General features: G+C 57.1%; 20 protein-coding genes. 15 read left to right on the forward strand and 5 right to left on the reverse strand.

Translation table 11 applies throughout. From position 1 onward, the window contains the following. The 10 genes from LPU83_RS41270 to LPU83_RS41315 all read left to right on the forward strand — a co-directional run bounded on the left by LPU83_RS41270 (position 1) and on the right by LPU83_RS41315 (position 7,370). Positions 1–2,640, forward strand: coding sequence for a phage tail protein (locus LPU83_RS41270; RefSeq protein ID WP_037069018.1), 2,640 nt, complete (start codon positions 1–3; stop codon positions 2,638–2,640). A gap of 17 nt (positions 2,641–2,657) precedes the next feature. Further along, positions 2,658–3,050, forward strand: a complete 393-nt coding sequence (locus LPU83_RS41275) for a hypothetical protein (RefSeq protein WP_024319038.1) — start codon at positions 2,658–2,660, stop codon at positions 3,048–3,050. After that, the gene (locus LPU83_RS41280; protein ID WP_024319037.1) at positions 3,051–3,530 is read left to right on the forward strand and encodes a hypothetical protein; all 480 of its coding nucleotides are present in this window, start codon (positions 3,051–3,053) and stop codon (positions 3,528–3,530) included. Then, positions 3,530–3,886: a hypothetical protein gene (locus LPU83_RS41285; protein WP_024319036.1), complete on the forward strand. Its 357-nt coding sequence runs from the start codon at positions 3,530–3,532 to the stop codon at positions 3,884–3,886. Before LPU83_RS41280 ends, LPU83_RS41285 begins: the two co-directional genes overlap by 1 nt. Before the next feature lie 12 nt (positions 3,887–3,898). Continuing rightward, positions 3,899–4,195: a hypothetical protein gene (locus LPU83_RS41290; RefSeq protein WP_024319035.1), complete on the forward strand. Its 297-nt coding sequence runs from the start codon at positions 3,899–3,901 to the stop codon at positions 4,193–4,195. Further along, a complete protein-coding gene (locus LPU83_RS41295) occupies positions 4,195–5,952 on the forward strand; it encodes a hypothetical protein (RefSeq protein WP_024319034.1) in 1,758 nt (585 codons plus the stop codon). The genes LPU83_RS41290 and LPU83_RS41295 overlap by 1 nt, the downstream gene beginning before the upstream one ends. Positions 5,953–5,954: 2 nt before the next feature. After that, entirely contained in the window at positions 5,955–6,419 is a 465-nt protein-coding gene (locus LPU83_RS41300) for a hypothetical protein (RefSeq protein ID WP_024319033.1), read from the forward strand. 154 nt (positions 6,420–6,573) lie between these two features. Next, positions 6,574–6,801, forward strand: a complete 228-nt coding sequence (locus LPU83_RS41305) for a DUF7940 domain-containing protein (protein ID WP_024319032.1) — start codon at positions 6,574–6,576, stop codon at positions 6,799–6,801. Then, entirely contained in the window at positions 6,788–7,138 is a 351-nt protein-coding gene (locus LPU83_RS41310; protein ID WP_197901945.1) for a glycoside hydrolase family protein, read from the forward strand. The genes LPU83_RS41305 and LPU83_RS41310 overlap by 14 nt, the downstream gene beginning before the upstream one ends. A gap of 61 nt (positions 7,139–7,199) precedes the next feature. Then, a complete protein-coding gene (locus LPU83_RS41315) occupies positions 7,200–7,370 on the forward strand; it encodes a hypothetical protein (protein WP_244656134.1) in 171 nt (56 codons plus the stop codon). Between the two features lie 187 nt (positions 7,371–7,557). Here LPU83_RS41315 and LPU83_RS41320 read toward each other — a convergent pair whose 3' ends face one another. Together LPU83_RS41320 and LPU83_RS41325 are read right to left on the reverse strand one after the other, a co-directional pair. After that, a complete protein-coding gene (locus LPU83_RS41320) occupies positions 7,558–8,460 on the reverse strand; it encodes an ATP-grasp domain-containing protein (protein ID WP_024318323.1) in 903 nt (300 codons plus the stop codon). Between the two features lie 856 nt (positions 8,461–9,316). Continuing rightward, the gene (locus LPU83_RS41325) at positions 9,317–10,264 is read right to left on the reverse strand and encodes a hypothetical protein (RefSeq protein ID WP_024318321.1); all 948 of its coding nucleotides are present in this window, start codon (positions 10,262–10,264) and stop codon (positions 9,317–9,319) included. A 544-nt stretch (positions 10,265–10,808) separates the two neighbouring features. Here LPU83_RS41325 and LPU83_RS41330 point away from each other — a divergent pair. From LPU83_RS41330 to LPU83_RS72765, 5 genes are all read left to right on the forward strand, one after another. Continuing rightward, complete coding sequence (locus LPU83_RS41330) at positions 10,809–11,069, forward strand: hypothetical protein (RefSeq protein WP_024318320.1); 261 nt, start codon at positions 10,809–10,811, stop codon at positions 11,067–11,069. Between the two features lie 205 nt (positions 11,070–11,274). Continuing rightward, the gene (locus tag LPU83_RS41335) at positions 11,275–11,559 is read left to right on the forward strand and encodes a DUF982 domain-containing protein (protein WP_024318319.1); all 285 of its coding nucleotides are present in this window, start codon (positions 11,275–11,277) and stop codon (positions 11,557–11,559) included. Further along, entirely contained in the window at positions 11,559–12,596 is a 1,038-nt protein-coding gene (gene ligD / locus LPU83_RS41340; RefSeq protein ID WP_024318318.1) for a non-homologous end-joining DNA ligase, read from the forward strand. The genes LPU83_RS41335 and ligD overlap by 1 nt, the downstream gene beginning before the upstream one ends. A 201-nt stretch (positions 12,597–12,797) precedes the next feature. Further along, complete coding sequence (locus LPU83_RS41345; protein WP_029710433.1) at positions 12,798–13,685, forward strand: DNA-processing protein DprA; 888 nt, start codon at positions 12,798–12,800, stop codon at positions 13,683–13,685. After that, positions 13,678–14,319: a hypothetical protein gene (locus LPU83_RS72765; protein ID WP_024318316.1), complete on the forward strand. Its 642-nt coding sequence runs from the start codon at positions 13,678–13,680 to the stop codon at positions 14,317–14,319. The genes LPU83_RS41345 and LPU83_RS72765 overlap by 8 nt, the downstream gene beginning before the upstream one ends. A 48-nt stretch (positions 14,320–14,367) precedes the next feature. On the opposite strand, the gene LPU83_RS41350 is transcribed toward LPU83_RS72765, so the two are convergent. From LPU83_RS41350 to LPU83_RS41360, 3 genes are all read right to left on the reverse strand, one after another. After that, positions 14,368–14,673, reverse strand: a complete 306-nt coding sequence (locus tag LPU83_RS41350; RefSeq protein ID WP_024318315.1) for a hypothetical protein — start codon at positions 14,671–14,673, stop codon at positions 14,368–14,370. An 879-nt stretch (positions 14,674–15,552) separates the two neighbouring features. Beyond that, positions 15,553–15,936 (reverse strand): helix-turn-helix domain-containing protein, encoded by a 384-nt coding sequence (locus LPU83_RS41355; RefSeq protein WP_024318313.1) that lies wholly within the window; start codon positions 15,934–15,936, stop codon positions 15,553–15,555. Further along, the gene (locus tag LPU83_RS41360; protein WP_024318312.1) at positions 15,933–16,385 is read right to left on the reverse strand and encodes a hypothetical protein; all 453 of its coding nucleotides are present in this window, start codon (positions 16,383–16,385) and stop codon (positions 15,933–15,935) included. The genes LPU83_RS41355 and LPU83_RS41360 overlap by 4 nt, the downstream gene beginning before the upstream one ends. Between the last annotated feature and the right edge of the window lies 1 nt (position 16,386).

A 16,386-nucleotide genomic window follows, 5' to 3' on the forward strand; every position in this document is an offset into this window, starting at 1 on the left:
ATGGCAATTTTTACGGCACTGGCCGCGACATTTTCCGCTGTCAGCTCCTTTATCGGTAGCCTTGGCGCCTTCGGGACCTTTGCCCTCCGTACCGCTGTCGGCGTCGGTCTCAGCCTCGCCGCTCAGGCTCTCGCCGGCAAGCAGAAAGACAACACGAACTTCTCCATCAATGGGGACATACAGGGCGGCGGCGACCTGGCGCGCTCGTTCATCCTTGGCCGCTATGCGACCGCGGGAAGTCTCGTCTGGTCGAATACATGGGGCAACGACGGCGATACGCCGAACGCCTGGTTCACCCAAGTCATCGCGCTTTCAGACTTGCCGATCACCGGCCTCGTCGAGGTCTGGGTCGACGGCAAGAAGGTGACCTATGATCCGGCTGGCAACAACAACACAGCGTTCGGGTATTCAATCCCGGACTACGAAAACAGCGGCCCGAACCTCTACGTCAAGTTCTATAACGGCAAGCAGACGGCAGCCGACCCTGCGCTGTACACGTATTGCCAAAGCATAGAGCGCCCGTGGGGCGTTGACCGCATCGGCTACGGCGTAGCCTACGCGATTGTGCATGCTCGCGCGACGAAGAACATGTTCAGCGGCTTTCCGGCTGTGACCTTCGTTGTCGACGGCATTCCGCTATACGACCCGTCGAAGGATTCGACCGTTGTCGGCGGCTCCGGACCTCAGCGCTACAGCGACCCGTCGACGTGGGGCGGCGATGGCGACCGGCTCCCGGCGGTTCAGACCTACAACATCATGCGCGGCCTTCGCTATGGTACGCGGTGGGTATACGGCGTGCAGGGCCTGACGACGGCCCGCCTGCCGGTTCAAAACTGGATCACCGCAATCAACGAGTGCCGCAAGGTCATCGTCTCTGTCTCCGGCGACGGTACCCAATACCGATCGGGCGGCGAGATCTCCGTTGATCAGCCTGTCAATGCCACAGTCGAGAACCTGCTGACGGCGTGCCAGGGCTCGCTCTCCGAGATCGGCGGCGTCTATCGCCTGTTTGTCGGCGAACCCGGCACTCCGACGATCAGCTTCACGGATGACGATATCCTGTCGACCGACGGGCAGACCTTCACGCCGTTCTACGGCTTGGCGGACACCATCAACGGTATCAACGGGACATATCCCGAGCCGGCCAATGGATGGGTGACGCAGACTGCGCCTCCCTACCTTCGGCCAGATCTGGAAGCGAAGGACGGTAACCGACGACTCCTGGCTGATGTGTCTTTTGACCTGGTGCCGTATGCCGAGCAGGTGCAGCGGTTGATGAAGTCGGCGCTCCTTGCCGCGCTCCGAGCTCGCCGACACACGATCGTCCTGCCGCCAAGCTTCTGGCCGTATGCGGTGCCCGGCGAGGTCATCCAGTGGACATCGGTCCGCAATGGCTACGCGAACAAGTGGTTCGTGATAGACGGTGCAGTCGACCGCGGCAATCTCGATGTGATGGTCGACATCACCGAGGTTGATCCGTCAGATTACGATTGGGATTCGGAAACCGAATTCCAGCCGCCAGTGGATGGGGCTGTCGGTCCTGTCGTGCCGCAGCCGCAGCCGATCATCGATTGGTTCGTCGAGCCGTACACGCTACTGGATAACGCCAGCAACAGCCGCCGGCCTGCGATCCGCATGGTTTGGGATAATTCACCAGGCGGGCTGATCGGCGTCATCGGCGTGCAATGGGAGGTGCGTGATGCCGAAACCTTCGTAGTCGTCTATCGCGGCAACACGCTTCGCGCTGACGTCGGCTCGGTCATTATCGCGCAGAACCTCTTGCCCAATAATGCCTATGGCGTACGCGGTCAGCTCGTGCCGTCCGATCCCGACCGGCTCATGGAGTGGAGCGACTGGCTCCCGGTCACGACGCCCAACGTCCTGCTGACGGATATGGATATCTATCTGCCGGGTGTCGTTGAGGGCGTGGAGGAACTGGTCAACGATGCGACGGCTTGGATCAGAGACGGGACCCGTCAGACGATCCTTGAAGCGCAGCGCATCTCGCGCCTGCAAGCCGACGAGGATTTCGGCAGCTTCCTGGCGCGTCAGCAGTTGCGCACGGAAATGGTGCTGACGAATGGCAGCATCACGGCCAGCTACCTCAATGCCATCACGATCGCGACCGGGCCGAATTCGGCTCTGGCGCTGCGCCTGGAGGATCTGGAGGTCTACGTTGACACGACCGTGGCGACCGCGATCGACTCGCTGCAGGTGCAGATCGACGAGCAAGGCGACGCATTGGCGTCAGCTATTACCTCGCTTTCGGCCGCATCCAATACGGGCGACGTGGCGACGGCAAACTTTCGGATGACAGTCAACGCCGGTCCCTCGGGCTACGCGGCCCGTATCGGCGCAGAGGCACGAGCGGGAGGCTCCGGGAGCTTCAAGGCGGCGGCATGGTATCTGGACGTTCCCAGCTCACCATCGCAGCCGACGCGTTTCCTTGTCGTCGCCGAGCAGTTTGTCGTCGCCAACCAATCCGACCTTGGCAATGTCAGCAACCCGCTCGTCTTCCAGTCCGGCGTGCTGTCGCTCAACGTCGCCAATATCGGCACGGTCAACACCGGCATTCTTCAAAGCCCCAACGGCAAGATGGTGGTCACCCTGACGGCCGGAACGATCGAGATCTACGACTGATGGCAGTACGAGTGAAAATGACGCCCGGCCGCGTGGTTATTTCCAAGCCGGGCTATGATGCAGGCAACTCGGATGGGATCGGAGACCGCAACAAGGTTTTCGATTCCAACTGGAATTTCTCTGGCACGATGCTGCAGGCGGGGCGGGCAGCCGGAAACAATGGAGCGAGCAATGCACCGATCACGATTCCGTTTGGCCGCACCTATACGTTTGTGCCGGCAGCGCGCGTCGTTGCGTTCTTCAGGGCAAACGGCAGCTTTCCGACGATCACCGGATATCAGGCCTACTACGACCTGCCGCAGTGGGGCGCCAACTCGCGCATCTATCAGGACCGCATCTACCTGGAGTCCGATACCGACGGTGCGACCGCGTGCGAGTACATTCTCTGGCAGATCTACGGAGTTCGATGAATGGCCAAGCGGACCAGAATAGGCCCGCACGTCACGACAGGCGAGCCGGGTGTCTACATCAGTCATCCAGGCGTCGACGTCGACAACGTGGCGGTGCCGTACTTGCTGGATTCTCGATACAAGAATCTGGATCTCTTCACGTACGGCGTTGTTGGCATGAACCGCATGAATGCGGTGTCGGAGACGGTCTACTACGCGACGGTGACGATCGCTGACCTTGGCTATCAGCCGCAGTTCTACGCGAACATGGTCTACGCCTCCAACAACGCCGGCGGCATTCCCGTCAACTCGGCATACTGGCCGTCATCTGGGGTGACTTTCTACGTCAACGCCGGCAACAGCCAGTTCACGCCGCAATTCTCGGGCGTCTGGATGCCTAACCGCACGACGATCTGTGCGCAGGCCAACATTCTGCAGAACAACGTGAACGGCAACATGGTGCTCTACTACGTCGTCTTCAAAAATCCGGAGACAGCATAATGGGGCGGCGTGTTTTTATCGGCAACGACGCTGGCGTCATGAAGTTTCGGGCGACGAACATGTCGACGATCGATTCCCGCTATGCCGACATCAGCCAGTTGACCATTCACGAGCAGATGGCTCCGATGGTTCCGAAGGACAGCGGGCAGATCACTTTTGGCGGTGCAGGCTCTGCAAACGTCGGCCTGACGAAGTCGTATAGCTATCCGCCATTCATCTTGCTCAAGTCGAGTATCGGGGTTGTCCCCGGTCACCCGAATCTATGGGCCACGATCAACGTCAACAGCTTCGTCATTACAATCTCGACACGGTTCGCTCACACCGTGACCTGGTACGCATTTGATGAGCTCGTTTAGCCAGGAGCCGCAATGTCTGAAGAGAACAAAATCATCATCTCGCCGCAGGTGCAGCTTGTAGAAACGGCGGCGCAGAAAGGCTTTCTCGAACAGCGAGTGCTGATGCTGTCCCAGCTTCTGCACGACAAGGCCGACGAGGTGGCCGCCCTGCATCGGGACGTCAATGAGCGCAACGAAGGCAATGCTGAATTATCAAGGCGCGTCGAGGACCTGACGGCCCGCCTGCAAGCGGCGGAGACAAACGCGGCCGAATTCGAGCGGCAGCTTTACCTTGCCCGCAATCAACCCGAAACGACAGAGGCGCTGTAATGGCCGCAATTCTTCCATCCTCCTACAAGGAGGGAACCGTATCGGTTGCCAACGGCAGCACGGCGGTGACGGGCACCAACACCTTCTGGGGAAACCCGAATGGCGAGGGCAACCCGATCCTGCCGGGCGACTGGTTTGGTTTGCATAAGGGCTATGCCATCCGCATCGCCTCGATCGAGGGCAACGGCGCGCTGACGCTTGCTAACCCCTGGCCTGGCCCGTCGCAGACTGATGCGGCCTACGAGGTCATGCTCCAGAGCGACAATGCCCGCATGGCGACGAGTACGAGGCTACTCCTGCAGCAGCTGATGAACGGTAACATTGCGGCGTTCACCGGGCTCGATGGCGAACCCGATACGGTTCCGTATTTCGTCGGACCCGGCGCCATGGGCCTGCTCACCCGGCAGGATCTGACGCAGGGCGTGAACTACGACGTGCAGGTTGATACGCTTGCTGATCGTGCCGCCTATGACTTGCAGGTTCCAGGATACGCTGTGTTCGTGTCAGACGTCGGGGACGGACGGGCGGCTATCTATTCGAAGGTAACGGCAGCTTCCGGAGATTGGAGCGATCCCGCTTACATCACCGGGCCGCGCGGTTTGAACTGGAAAGGCGCATGGAGTGGCGCGACGGCGTACGCGAAGGATGACGCGGTCAGCTACAACAACGCATCCTGGATCGCGCTTGTCGACAACACCAATGCAGCACCCATGGCGGGGGCAATCTGGGGCCTGCTGGCTGCGCGTGGTGCCACTGGTGCGATTGGCGTCAATCCTCGTGGAGCATATGAGAACGCAACGGCCTACGCGGTTACAGACTCCGTGCTCTACAATGGATCGACCTGGATTGCCATCGCGGCGACCACCGGAAACGCGCCGCCCAACTTGCCGACGACGTCTAACACCTGGTGGCAGCTGCTTGCACAAAAGGGCGTTGATGGAACCGGAACGGGTGATGTCGTCGGGCCGATCGGGGCTGTCGATGGCAACGTACCGGTTTTCGACACGGCGACGGGCAAGAAACTGAAGGATGGTTTCCCCGTAACCGCGTACATGAAGACCCTTCTTGATGATACCGATGCGGGCGCCGCGCGCGCGACACTTGCAGGTTTCGGCGTCGTCCGGCAGACCGTATTCACCGCATCGGGCACCTTCACCCCTCACGCTGACATGATCTACTGCATCATAGACTGCTACGGTGCGGGTGGTGGCGGCGGCGGCGCCGCTTTGACGACAAGCAACACAATCAATGGTGCAGGCGGTGGCGGCGCCGGTGCAAAGTCTCGGAAGATCGCCAGCAAGGCGGATATCGGCGCATCGCAGGCCGTGAGCATCGGGGCGGCGGGTACGGCGGGATCGAGCGCGCCGGGCGATGGCGGTAACGGTGGGACGTCCAGCGTCGGGACACTTTGTACTGCTCCGGGCGGATCAGGGGGCAAGGCTGCGGGAGCTGGTAGTTCTGGTCTCGGCGGGGCCGGTGGCGTCGCGGGGACGGGCGATCTGTCGTTGCCTGGATGTCCTGGGGTGACCGGATTTCGGTCGGGGACCACACTCACAATTGTTTACATGCGACAGGGCGGCGACGCGGCTGACAGCGTTGGGTTCGGCGGGCCGTTGCTGCTCGGCGCGGCGGGGGCTCCCGCGGTCGGATACAGTGCGGGCGGTTCAGGCGGCTCCGATTACAGTGGCGGCGGCACAAAGGCAGGCGGCGTTGGCGCCAATGGGCTCGTCGTAATCACGCAATTCTGCGCGAGGTGATCATGATATTTTGTAAAATCGAGAATGCGGTAGTCGTCGACAGGATCATTGCTGACGATCTTCCGAGTGACTGGCCAGACCTTTCTTCGTGGGTGCAGGAAGATGAAGCCCAAATCGGATGGGGATACACTGACGGCGCATTTATACCGCCTCCCGCACCTGTCCTTCCGGCCCCCGTCCCCGCTGAAATATCGAGACGACAGTTCTTCCAGGTGCTTGCAAACCGGCAGTTGATCAGCAAGGGCGAAGCCTTGACAGCAGTAACGGCTGGCACTCTGCCTGCCGCGCTGGACGCGCTAGTCTCCCAGATCCTCGATGAGGATATCGAGTGGGAGGCCCGCATGCTCTTTGCTGGTGCGCAGACCTTCAATCGTTCGAATGGCTTCGTGGATTTCTTCGGCGCCATGCAGGGGATGTCCACCGTCGATCTCGATCAGCTATGGCGGGATGCGTCCGTCTTGGATTGATCTGCTGACATCAGGGAGCCCGCCGGGGTGGGCGGGCTTCCTGACGCATTACTAACAGGAGCTGACCGCATCTCGGTCGGCTCGATAAAAGCACAACCACGCATTGCTGACGCCTCAGCCAATAGGCGTAGGTTGCCTACCTTCCGGTGAAAAAATGAAACTCATCCCCGACTGGCGCCGGGTGCTTTCGCGCGCCTGGTCACTGCGTCTCATCGAGCTCGCAGCACTGGCCGACATCATCCTCAATCTGGTTCCGGCGGTGGCCGACTACCTGCCTTGGTGGCTGACGTTGCTGCTCCTTGGCGGCGCGTACGTCGGTCGAATGCTGGCGCAGCCTGAACCGGCAAAGGCCGACAAGGAGGCAGAGAATGCCAATCAATAAAATAGTCGCCACAAAGCGCGGCAAGGCGGCAATTGCCGCTGCCATTATCGCTGCCGCGGTAGGCGGCTGGCAAAGCCAGAAGGACACGTCTGCGGCAGTCCACCCGCCGGCAGTTATTCTTGCGCAAAAGGCGCTGATCGAGACGTGGGAAGGCGTCGTACTCGAAGCGCACTGGGATCCATACGCCAAGATCTACGACATCTGCTACGGCAAGACGAAGTTGAACGGCAAGCCAATCACCAAGGGCATGAAGTTCACCAAGCAGCAGTGCGCTGACTTCCTCGAAGACGACCTCTACAACGAATATTACCTGCCGCTGGTCAAGCGTACGAACTGAGGCGGCCACCGCAGCCGCATCTGCTTCTGCGTTGGCAGCGCTAGCGCGCGAAGAGCTTGCCTTGCACAAGCTCCATACGGCCGAACATTACGTTTCCAAGGCCGGGCTCCGCGAGACGACGGATCAGATCATGGAAGCAATCAGCGGCGTGAAGGCTGCGGTTGACAACATGACGCTTCGCGTTGATCGGATCGTCGAGAACCAAGCCAAGCTGCGCACGACGCGCAGCTAATCCGGCTGCCTCTCGTTACTTGGGGGCGCGCGACCGGATACTCGCGGCTCTTAGGCGTCATCTCGCCAAGCGGAGGATGCTCCATCCCGAAGATAAATTCGAACTTCTCGAGCAGACGGCCGGCCTGATGTTGTAGGCCCTCGCGGACCAGTCGACGGAGCCGACCTAGTGTGAAGGGAATCGCTCATCAGTTGACCAGGCTAGCGACCAGAGATGAGCCGATCACCCCACCCAAAACTCGATCATAGCTGTCGAATCCAGGACATGGATTCATTTCCAAGCAGTACCAGATATTGTCCTCTGTCACCTTGAAGTCGAAACCGGCTAAATAGATATTTCTAGACTTGGCGTAGGATACGCAAAGGTCCGAAATTGTGGTCGGTATGTCGGGATAGGGCCGGAAGTGAGCAATCTGTCTACTACGACCGACGTACCTGTAATCGACCGCGCCGCTTTCTACGGCGACGCCAAATGCGTTCTCACCCACGGTATGCACTCTGACGTCAATTCCGGAAACGCGCTCTTGAAAGAAGACTGGGCATTGACGCAGCGTTGATAGACGATCCGGTGTAACGTTCCCAACCTCCTCTACAACGCTCCGTTCCCCACTGTTGGACTTGTAAATCGTTGGTCGACTTCGTGAAAATGCTTTGAAATCTTCTGCTATTGACGTGCTTAGGGAGCGCGGTACTGTGAATCCTGCTTCTGCCAACAGATAAGTTTGAAGCGGCTTGAAGTTATTCTCCCAGCCGGCGTACAAATTGTTTACGACTCTCGACTGACAAGACGCTATCGCGAGGTCGAGCGCCCGAAACCGGGCCTGCTGAATACGTGGAACGACGCCGAATGATTCGCTTTTTCCCGGATGTAGAAGTCGTTGATAAATACACTTGTAGTCTGACAAATTTAAGCAAGCGTCTGAGCAACGGATAGTCAGGCGATGGGCCGCGGTATCCAAATCAACCTCGCCCGTCGCATAAAATTCGAACAACTCCAAAAACTCATAATCGTGCCCGGCTAGGCACTGCAAAACATGTCGGATCGTGTGATCACCAGCGAAACCAATCACTAAGAGGTTAAATCTACTCATGGTCTAGGCAATTCGCGAGCTGTAGAGTGATGGAGCTGAGAACATTTTCATCGAAAACCGGAGGCGGGTCCATAAATAGCTTCGTGAATTGCCAGCCTTCATGATGCTGGATAAATGTCAGGTATGCGTACTCGAGGCCCAAAGCCTCACACACGCCCTCTGCTGATTTGATGACGGCCTCAGCAGAACCTTGGTGCTCACTCCGACAGCCATCTATGCTACTGTACGACAGGAGCTGTGTCTCACCAGGCAGCCTCACGACAATGTAGTGCTGCGCATCTGGGGAGTAATCAATGTGAGACACGATCCTTCGCCCCAAGTCTGCTGCGCTAGAACTCCACAGCGAAACTCCACTCGCCAAGTCCGTCTGAGCGTGCAAACCTTCGGCCACGTCAGAATTTCCTGGGCCTCTCACCAGATCTGCTACCGTCGGAATTCCAAGAGCTCGCGCAACAATGCGGGCCAGGAGCGGGTCCGAGTACAGTGGCGGCGTGAGGGTATGTGGACGGTTTATGGCACGACCTTGAAACAACGTCATGAAAGTGAACCAGGACGCAAACGTCTCCGCTCTCCTATAGGCGGAGTCCGATTGGTCTTCTAGATCCCCTATATAGTAGTTTGTAAATATTAGTGTGTCTGACCCGTTCAAGGTCAATATTTCCGAGCCTTTTTTCAGCCTAAACTTGCCATCTGTGTGGCAAATAGGAACACTTATTTGAACCTCTGCTAAGTCCGTTACCCACAATACTTTTTTGTTTCTTTCTGCAAGTAGTTCCGCAAGGCTGGAAAGAACCCCATCTCCTGCCGTTCCAACAAGTATTGTCGTGCTCGCATCCATAGAGCGAAGCATCTCCGGTTAGGCTAATGGCAAGAAAGGAAAGTCTTGGCTTGAGCGGTCGAACTGCTGGACCCCGAGCTTCTGATAATCGGCAAATATACCAAGCGTGTCTATTGCGCCTTTCTCGGGTGTCATTTTTACGAGGCGCTCAACGCCGTCTTTCCCGCTACCTTTGTCGGCGCCGTCTTTGCTATCTTTGCCGTCTTTCCCTGACTCCTTTCCATCCTTCGAATTACCCGCCTTGTCTGTTTTGTTGTCCTCGTTGCACCCACTGCAGCACGCCGCCTGGGCACCCCCGAAGCCGCCCGTCCCGCCGCCAACTAGTGCCATTGTGCTCGTCGACGATCCCGTGGCTGACGGAGAAGTGCCAAGTATGGCGGCAAGCGCTTCTTTCTTGCCCATCCTCAGGACAGTCTTATAAAATTCGTTTGATTCGCGAACGATGTTCTTCGTTAAATCGGGCCTTTCTTCCGGCTGAATAAACAGCGAAACTGTCGATATTGTGCGACCGTCGCCATACAGGTTGTCAATATCACCAGCTATTTCAATATTTATCTTACTGCCTGACTTCTTTAGCTCTTGGCTTATTTCAGCAACGGTTCTGTTATAGTCGTCATTTTTTGTGATGTGAAACATCAGTCTCTCGACGCCCCTGACGAGCGCCAACCGCAGGATCTGTGCGTTTAGCTGCCGGCGAATGCTCGACTCGTTCTGGACTCCAGCACGAACTAACACAAAGGGCACAAACATATGCGGCGAGTAAGTCAGCAGATCAATTGCTGCGGCTGCTATAAGTATGCGTGTGTCCTCATCTCTCAGCAGTAATAGAGTACCTGATCGCAGTGCGGCGGCGACACGCTCCTGTGCACCATTGTGCTCGTAAAAGGAGCCATATGCAGGAGGCCATAGCTCTGCAACCTCTAGAAAGTCGATTTCCGTCTCGCCGAAATGTAGAATTGTGGCCATTGCTCATCTCCGGTTAAAACCCTGGTTAGAAGAGCCTCCATCGAGAATTTATAGCACAAGTCGAAAAAGTCCGCAATCTGGCGAGTTGGCTCAATCAAGTAATATGTTGTCTGGTTAGTAGTAAAGCATTCCTGTTGTTTAGAACATTGTTCTCGACAATTGTGTTTCTGTTCTGAACATTTGTGGCTTGCCAAGGCAGGACCTCTCTGGAACTCGCGCAAGCCATTGCAATCCATTGCGACTTCCAACTGACCCATCGGCGCCCCGGAACCCATATCGTAGGCGCCTGCTACGAAGAGGCGCATCTGCTCGATATCCGCACCTGCCTTCAGTGCAGCAACATCGGTGGCCGTCCACTAGTTCACGGAAAAAGAAAAAAGGCCGGGACGAAACCTCGTACCGACCTTCCTCGATCCGCCTCGACAACAGCTGCCAGTGCATCCGTGGTCAACCGTCAGTCAATGGGCAGAAGACGACTTCTAATGGACTTGGGTTTCCTGTGGGTGGATGTGCCGCTTGGCAGAATCGATGGTATAAAGCCGGGATGCCAAGACCGACAGATGATCAAATCCTGGAATACACCAACCAATTCGTCGAGGTGATGCGAGAGGACTTTGAGCGTTCATTCGGGCTGAGAGAAGTTAGAAATTATGTCGGCGCCGAGTTTGACTTTGATGCTCGCGAAATGGATGACGAGCTCGAGCTTGCCATTATCCGGCGCTTCGATGCCCACTACGACTTAGCGCGCGCTACTTTCGACATGCGCTGGGAATTCTTGGATTCTTACGTAGAGGCGCAGTTGTAGCCCTGTTCGCTCCACACGATCGCAAAAAAATGCCCCGCAAAGCGCGGGGCAAGTTCTACGCGGCCTCGGGGTGGGTCTACCCAAGGCGATTATTCAACTCCAAATAGTCTCCCACGGTTCCATCGGCATATTTTTTTTCGACTCACCTAGACGAAACGAATCACGTCGCCATTTGTTGATTCTGCCTTGTCAAGAAGTTTCGAAAATGGACCAAGATCTTCCCGTTTTCATAAAGCCGTTGGACGTCGAGATCGATGGCGTCGATCAGTACCGACATGCCGAAACCGTTCAGGATCTCGCGCGAATGCTTCTGAGCAAATGGCCAGGCTGCGAAGGGGAAAAATTCCATAGCGCCCTCATGCGATCCATTGAGGCGATGGAGTGGTATGTCGCCGCCGCGACGGCACGCTCAGCTTTTGTCGATGCCGCTCACGAGGCGGGCATGCATGTCCTTCCGGATGACATGGCAGAGATGAAGAAGGCCAGCTAATGGCCAGGGCTCCACGTTCCCAGCCTCTACAGGCCGACGCTCAGCCGCTCCGTTCGCGCGCACGAAAGCCGCGTGACCCTTCCCAGCCGAAACTCCCCCTTGATCCAATGCCGGCTCGCATCGAGCCATGCCTTGCGCTTCTCAAGCCGCGTCCACCAATCGGTCCCGATTGGACCTATGAGGTGAAATGGGATGGCTATCGGATCGCCCTCCACCTGAACAATGGAAATGTCCGGATCCTCACCCGCGGCGGCCATGACTGGACGCATAGATTTCCCGGGATCGAGGAGGCGGCCAAGAGACTTGGCGTCGGCACGGCCATCCTGGACGGCGAGGCCGTCGTGCTCGACGAAGAGGGCAGGCCGGACTTTGGACGGTTACAGAACTCCCTCGGGGGTCGCGGTGGCAAGCTGCCGGCCGGCAACGCGATCATGTTCGCGTTTGACCTTCTCTACTTCGATGGGCATGACATTCGAAACATGGAGTTGTCGTCACGCCGCTTCTTCCTGGAATCGCTCCTTCGGAACGAGGAAGGCGCAATCCGCCTCTCGGATGAAGTCGATGGTGACGGTCGCGAGATTTTCGCTGCGGCCTACGAGCACGGCCTCGAAGGCATCATTGCGAAGCATAAGGATAGCACCTATCGCTCGGGCCGGCTCGGTGACTGGATCAAGGTGAAGTGCGTCCAGAGCGACAGCTTCATGATCGTCGGCTACGAGCATTCGCTCTCGGCTCGCGGCGGGATCGGCAGTTTGCTGTTAGCGGCCCGCAAAGAAGGCAAGCTGGTCTATGTCGGTTCGGTCGGCACTGGTTTCAGCGAGCTTACCGCGCAGCATCTACGTACGACGCTAGACCGCATCAAGCGGAAGTCGTCGCCGATCGAATACGGCGGACGGCGCCGAGTGGTCTGGGTGCAGCCGACGCTGATTGCCGAGATCGAGTATCGCGCCTGGACACATGACGGGAAGCTGCGGCACTCTTCATACAAAGGGTTGAGAGAAGTGCAGGACAACGCTGCAGTCTATGAGCTGGTTTGAACCGAACCCCTCTCACTATCGTTGCACTGCCCTTGGCTCACATCGATCAAGCACCAGCGTGGAACAAGCCACGCTGAATAGGCTTTACATTCGTGTATTGCTCACTGTAGGGCTTGCACAGGTCGCAACTCCTTCTACTCTGGTGGAGTTGCAAACATGTGAGGCCTGTACGGGCGAAACTCTTCGCATTGGAGGTTCAATATGTGGCTGTCCCGAGCCGCCGACGGACCGGCGGCAAATTCCATCTCTCCCAGACGGGAGCTTGGCGCTTACGAGGCGCTATGGCTGGAAAAAGGAGCAACCTTCAAGACTCTAGCAGATCGATTTGCTTCCGACCCTACCGCTCTTCCGTCTGATTTTGTCTCAGCGCAGGTCGCAATGTCATGTGCTGACGACGTTATGAAGACCTTAAAAAAGGCAGGCGTGCATCAATTCGGGGTTCGAATCAATCATGCCGGCGACTATCCCAAGAAGCTTCGTGATGCCAAGCACCCGGTTGAGGTGCTTTACTACCAAGGGGAATGGGAACTTACCGAAACCAGATCAGTCGCTGTCGTGGGAAGCCGTGAGGCTACTGATGAAGGCAAGCGGCGCGCAGCGAGACTAGCACGAGAGCTCGTCGATCGAGGCTTCACCGTTGTTTCAGGCTTGGCTAGAGGGATTGATATTTCCGCTCATACAGCAGCAGTCGAGCGAGGCGGAAAAACCATCGCCGTGATCGGGACGCCGCTTGGCGTATCGTATCCGAAAGAGAATGCCGAGATGCAGGCGCTCATCGCCCGGGAGTATCTGCTGATCTCGCAGGTTCCTGTCCTTCGGTATGGGAAACAGGCCGTCCCTCAAAATCGTCTTTTCTTCCCAGAGCGGAATGTGACAATGAGCGCTCTGACAGAAGCCACCATCATTGTCGAAGCTGGCGAGACCTCCGGAACCCTGACACAAGCTCGCGCTGCGATACATCAGGGTCGTAAGCTCTTCATATTAGACTCTTGTTTCAACCGCACAGACATAACTTGGCCATCTCGATTTGCGGCTGAAGGAGCAATTCGCGTGCGTTCATCTGACGATATTTGGGACGCGCTTGGCTGATCTTCTTCTTTCTCTAATCGACGACACGACACGCGGCGACCACACCCGGTTGGCAGCTTCGGACACTTGCTATTACCTTTTTGAGTATACCTCGCGCCGACGTTACGACTTCAGCGCGACCAACAACTTGATCAGCAACTTAAAAAAGAAGCCGAGCACGTCTTCATCTGCTGCGTATCGGTATAAAGGCGTAGCAATCCGACAGTGCACCGAGGCCCTCAAAAAAGTCTTGAACCCAAAGTGGCTTGCGACAGGCACGATGGTTCCCACTCCGTGCTCTAAGGTTGAAGGTCACGCTGATTACGACGATCGAATCGAGCAGATATGCCGAGGGGTGGGCGCTAACTTTGATGTTAGGAAACTCGTAAAGCAAACGCAGTCCACCACTGCCTCACATGAGATGAACGAAGGTGAGCGGCTAACCGTTGAAGACTTGTTGGCCGTTTATCAGATAGACGAAACAGTATCAGGGCCCGCTCCGACGTCGATCGCTATCGTAGATGATGTCCTTACAGCTGGGACGCATTATCGAGCTATGCATACAGTGCTGTCTGCGAGATTTCCAAAAGCAAAGATCTACGGGATTTTCATCGCCAGGCGCGTGTTTCCAGATCCTTTCGATGACGAGACATAGGCAAATTCGTCAATCCCGCCGCCGCTGCGTCTCAGCAGCGGTTACGAGTTATTCCTTACCTTTCAGGCCGTTGGCCGCCATAAGCCGATCATAATATTCCTCGGCCATTCGAGAAGCTTCCCGAGCCGTAGGCTCGAATCCCTGGTGAGGCATAAGACGCTCTCTCACCTCCGGCCCGTGGCCGCTCCATTGCCACTTCTCCCTCTTCGGGCCGCCGTCTTCGTACCTGATGCGGCCGACTGGCACTTCCCCATCCCAGGCTTGGAAATCTTGCAGCGGTTTGCCGTCTAGGCCGGTCTCTCCCGTCCATGTCGGCTTCCAGAGATATTTCGGCTGGTATTGGGGCGTGCGCACAGGGGCCTCTCCTTGAAGAGGTTGCCGACAGCCGCATGATGTCGTGGATGTTATTGTCGCTCCGCCCGAAGCGTCAGATAGATGGCGTCAATCCCTACGTCCGTCAAGCTTCTCCGAAATCAGCGGAATTGTGGATAGCGTGGAAAATCGAGATTGTGATTGGCGGCTGGTGATTTTGTGACGTGAACTGACGTCAGGAGGGCCGCGCTGTGTCACTTGCCCACTACGCTCATAATGCCAGAAGCGCACAGCGGGCGAGAGCCAGGATGGAGCGCGCCGGGATGAATATGAATGGCGACATCCTTTGGACGGATCGGGAACGTGAGGTAATCAGGCAAATCGGCCCTGACTTTGACGCCATTCGAAAGAAGCTTCCCAAGCGGACACGCATCGCGATTGCCGCGCAATGCCGCAGAATGGGGCTGAAGCAGAAGTCCCAGCACATATGGTCAGCCGCAGAGATCAGCAAGTTGAAGCGAATGTATCGGGGAGGGGCTTCCGTCGCCGAAATCTGTGAGGCCTTCCCGCATTCCATCTGGGACAATATTCAACAGGTAGCCAGATATCACGGATCTCGACGAGATTACAGGCGCCCATATAAGCTGACCGGCATACCAGGGCTGGATGAGGTCCGGCGGCGTTGCTTTGAGATCCGCTGGTCTATGCGGGATTTGGACAAGGCAGCCAAGACCGGTTCCTATTTCAGACGGTGCGGCTGGATTGGGAAGAACATCAATCACCGGGCTCTCGGTCGTGCGATCGAGGCTCTCGATGGGGTCGTGCAAGCCCGTTGGAATGAGTAGCGCGCGAGACCTCAAAGCGACAGCTGCTGCGTGACAAACACCTTACGGGTCACAGTTTTCCTCTCCGTCCTCGTCTTCATTTCCCCAGACTGCCGGCGCCACTCTTGCTTCGGTTTGCGTTGATCTTCAAAGCGTCTTCCCGACGCTTCCGAAGGCGATCCTCTGTGGCCTTTTTCTTTTCCGCCCTTCTATCAGAAAGGATCTTCTGGAAATCGGGAACCTCATCCTGGCGAGCGACTGAAGCCAGCCGGCGCCCCTTCGCTACCAATGCTGGCGTCACGGTCGTGCGCCTCTTGGCTATGAATTCCTCGATGTCTGCCAGCAGATAACGTCGGCTAGGCCGGCTACTAAGCCCGACGTCAACGAATGCGATTTCACCCGCGATGGCGAGGTCACGGAGCTGCTTTGTTGAGATGGTCAGCAGTTTTGCCGCCGCCTCCGCAGTTAGGAGAGAATTCATTTGTTGTTCCGTGGCAGGGAGGCCGTTTCGTCTGCCGTCCTCAAGGTCTCTTTCAGAAGCCGCGCGTAATACTTCTCAGCTTCCTTTTCCGCTACATCATCCCAAAACTTGGACGCCTCGTGCCATTCTTCCCATAGCTGCCGTGGAAAGCCACTCGAATCGACTTCCTTGAGGATAAGTGCCCAGCCTTTGAATATGGGCGTCTCCTCCACGAAGAACCGACGCTCGACCTCGTACACGTAAAAGTCATTGTTTGCGTAATTTGGGGATAGGATCGTGTCGCCAACGACAGGGCACGAGCCATAGAAGTCGACCGGATAGCAGGTAATCTCTTCCAGTTTGCCCTTTCGGTCGATTGTATAGGTTCTCACCTCGATCCGTGGGCGTTCTCCTGGTGGCTCGGCGCGGCCAGCGTCTGTTGTGGCTGGATCTTGCTGTTTCTTCGGCACA

The sequence above is a fragment of the Rhizobium favelukesii genome (assembly GCF_000577275.2).
GTDB lineage: Bacteria > Pseudomonadota > Alphaproteobacteria > Rhizobiales > Rhizobiaceae > Rhizobium > Rhizobium favelukesii.

Excerpts from the sequence above, each read along its gene's own strand:
- LPU83_RS41270 (WP_037069018.1), top strand. The coding sequence starts at position 1 with ATGGCAATTTTTACGGCACTGGCCGCGACATTTTCCGCTGTCAGCTCC.
- LPU83_RS41275 (WP_024319038.1), top strand. The coding sequence starts at position 2,658 with ATGACGCCCGGCCGCGTGGTTATTTCCAAGCCGGGCTATGATGCAGGC.
- LPU83_RS41280 (WP_024319037.1), top strand. The coding sequence starts at position 3,051 with ATGGCCAAGCGGACCAGAATAGGCCCGCACGTCACGACAGGCGAGCCG.
- LPU83_RS41285 (WP_024319036.1), top strand. The coding sequence starts at position 3,530 with ATGGGGCGGCGTGTTTTTATCGGCAACGACGCTGGCGTCATGAAGTTT.
- LPU83_RS41290 (WP_024319035.1), top strand. The coding sequence starts at position 3,899 with ATGTCTGAAGAGAACAAAATCATCATCTCGCCGCAGGTGCAGCTTGTA.
- LPU83_RS41295 (WP_024319034.1), top strand. The coding sequence starts at position 4,195 with ATGGCCGCAATTCTTCCATCCTCCTACAAGGAGGGAACCGTATCGGTT.
- LPU83_RS41300 (WP_024319033.1), top strand. The coding sequence starts at position 5,955 with ATGATATTTTGTAAAATCGAGAATGCGGTAGTCGTCGACAGGATCATT.
- LPU83_RS41305 (WP_024319032.1), top strand. The coding sequence starts at position 6,574 with ATGAAACTCATCCCCGACTGGCGCCGGGTGCTTTCGCGCGCCTGGTCA.
- LPU83_RS41310 (WP_197901945.1), top strand. The coding sequence starts at position 6,788 with ATGCCAATCAATAAAATAGTCGCCACAAAGCGCGGCAAGGCGGCAATT.
- LPU83_RS41320 (WP_024318323.1), bottom strand. The coding sequence starts at position 8,460 with ATGAGTAGATTTAACCTCTTAGTGATTGGTTTCGCTGGTGATCACACG.
- LPU83_RS41325 (WP_024318321.1), bottom strand. The coding sequence starts at position 10,264 with ATGGCCACAATTCTACATTTCGGCGAGACGGAAATCGACTTTCTAGAG.
- LPU83_RS41330 (WP_024318320.1), top strand. The coding sequence starts at position 10,809 with ATGCCAAGACCGACAGATGATCAAATCCTGGAATACACCAACCAATTC.
- LPU83_RS41335 (WP_024318319.1), top strand. The coding sequence starts at position 11,275 with ATGGACCAAGATCTTCCCGTTTTCATAAAGCCGTTGGACGTCGAGATC.
- ligD (WP_024318318.1), top strand. The coding sequence starts at position 11,559 with ATGGCCAGGGCTCCACGTTCCCAGCCTCTACAGGCCGACGCTCAGCCG.
- LPU83_RS41345 (WP_029710433.1), top strand. The coding sequence starts at position 12,798 with ATGTGGCTGTCCCGAGCCGCCGACGGACCGGCGGCAAATTCCATCTCT.
- LPU83_RS41355 (WP_024318313.1), bottom strand. The coding sequence starts at position 15,936 with ATGAATTCTCTCCTAACTGCGGAGGCGGCGGCAAAACTGCTGACCATC.